This is a genomic window from Blastococcus sp. TF02-8, assembly GCF_003319175.1.
GTDB lineage: Bacteria > Actinomycetota > Actinomycetes > Mycobacteriales > Geodermatophilaceae > Blastococcus.
In genome coordinates this window covers 1-605 of the sequence record NZ_QOHK01000029.1, presented here as the reverse complement: position 1 = coordinate 605, position 605 = coordinate 1, and the positions used below count along the sequence as shown (strand labels likewise).

Sequence of the window (605 nt, the reverse complement as noted above, 5' to 3'; positions counted from 1 at the left end):
AGATGTGTATAAGAGACAGCCTTGAAGCGCGCCATGTCCTCGGGGAGCGACCACGGCATGTCGCCCGCGTCGCCGATCACGCCGCCGCGAGCCTGCGCCCAGATCATGCCGATCATCTAGACCGCGACCGGCGCCTTGATGCCCGGGTGGTGCCGGTAGTCGACGACCTCGAAGTCGTCGAGCTCGTAGTCGAGGATGCTCTCGGGCCGTCGGCGGATGCGCAGCGTCGGGAGCGGGTACGGCTCGCGGGAGAGCTGCCGCTCGACCTGCTCGACGTGGTTGTCGTAGACGTGGCAGTCGCCGCCGGTCCAGATGAAGTCGCCCACCTCGAGACCCGTCTGCTGCGCGATCATGTGCGTCAGGAGCGCGTAGCTCGCGATGTTGAACGGCACCCCGAGGAACATGTCGGCCGAGCGCTGGTACAGCTGGCACGAGAGCCGGCCGCCGGTGACGTCGAACTGGAAGAGCGCGTGGCACGGGGCGAGCGCCATGTCGGGGATGTCGGCGGGGTTCCACGCCGACACGATGTGCCGGCGCGAGTCGGGGTTCGAGCGGATCGACTCGACGACCTGCGCGATCTGGTCGATCGTGCCGCCGTCGCGCGC

General features: G+C 68.4%; 2 protein-coding genes. Both read right to left on the bottom strand.

The features are described from left to right. A partial coding sequence (locus DQ237_RS20675) for a dihydrofolate reductase (RefSeq protein ID WP_369832239.1) occupies positions 1–107 on the bottom strand: 107 nt, incomplete at its 3' end. Positions 108–116: 9 nt separating this feature from the next. Further along, positions 117–605: thymidylate synthase (gene thyA / locus DQ237_RS19345; protein WP_113801772.1), on the bottom strand; the 489-nt coding region annotated here is incomplete at its 5' end.